General features: G+C 61.8%; 1 protein-coding gene. It reads right to left on the bottom strand.

Annotated features, from left to right (window positions below; translation table 11 throughout):
- Nucleotides 1-1,324: immunoglobulin-like domain-containing protein (locus AACY42_RS28455; protein WP_339483831.1), on the bottom strand; the 1,324-nt coding region annotated here is incomplete at both ends.

Genomic DNA, 1,324 nt, shown 5'->3' with positions numbered 1-1,324 from the left:
CACGGTGACAGGCGAGCCAGCGGCGTTGGTCAGGGTAGCGGTGTAAACGATGGAGCCGCCTTCAGCAACGGTATCGGTCGCACTCAAGGTCAGGCCGGTAGTGTCCTGCACATCGGTAACGGTGGTGTTAGCCGGGGTGCCATCGATGTCCAGTTTTTCGTAGTTGCCACCCTGGGCGTCGTCGATCTTCACGCTCAGGTTATCGCCGCCAGCGAGGGCGTCGTTTGGCGTAACGAAGTTCACGCTGCCACTGCTGGCGCCGACCGCGATGGTGATGGTCTGGCCGTTCGACAGGGTGATAACCAACGGAGCCTCGGTTACCGGAGCATTGACCGAAGCGGTGTAAACCACGGTACCGCCTTCGGCCACAGTCGAAGTCGCTGTGAGCGAAACGGTGCTGGTGTCGATGGTGTCGGTGACATCGGTCACCGCCGGCGTGGTGCTCGGAACCAGGTTCTCGAAGTTACCGCCGGTGGCGTTGTCGATGCTGACTTCAACTTTGCCGGCGTCTTTATAGACGTCGTCTGTTGGAGCGTCGACGGTCACGGTGCCGGTGGTGGCACCGGCGGCGATGTTGATGGTCGCGCCGTTGCTCAGGGTCACGGTCACCGGGGTTTGGGCCGGGTTGGTCAGGGTAGCGGTGTAAACGATGGAGCCGCCTTCAGCAACGGTATCGGTCGCACTCAAGGTCAGGCCGGTAGTGTCCTGCACATCGGTAACGGTGGTGCTAGCCGGGGTGCCATCGATGTCCAGTTTTTCGTAGTTGCCACCCTGGGCGTCGTCGATCTTCACGCTCAGGTTATCGCCGCCGGCGAGGGCGTCGTTTGGTGTAACGAAGTTCACCGAAGCGGAGCTGGCGCCGACCGCGATGGTGATGGTCTGGCCGTTCGACAGGGTGATAACCAACGGAGCTTCGGTTACCGGAGCGTTGACCGAGGCGGTGTAAACCACGGTACCGCCTTCAGCGACGGTGGACGTTGCGGTCAGGCTGACAGTCGAGGTGTCGATGGTGTCGGTGACGTCAGTCACCGCCGGCGTGGTGCTCGGAACCAGGTTCTCGAAGTTACCACCGGTGGCGTTGTCGATGCTGACTTCAACTTTGCCAGCGTCTTTATAGACGTCGTCTGTTGGGGCGTCGACGGTCACGGTGCCGGTGGTGGCACCGGCGGCGATGTTGATGACGGCGCCGTTGCTCAGGGTCACGGTGACAGGCGAGCCAGCGGCGTTGGTCAGGGTAGCGGTGTAAACGATCGAGCCACCTTCGGCGACAGTGTCAGTTGCCGAGAGTGTCAGGCCAGTGGTGTCTTGGGTGTCTGTGACGATG

This window comes from Pseudomonas sp. RL_5y_Pfl2_73, from assembly GCF_963970515.1.
Lineage (GTDB): Bacteria > Pseudomonadota > Gammaproteobacteria > Pseudomonadales > Pseudomonadaceae > Aquipseudomonas.
The sequence above is the reverse complement of the archived record's forward strand: the minus strand, read 5'-3'. Positions and strand labels throughout refer to the sequence as shown.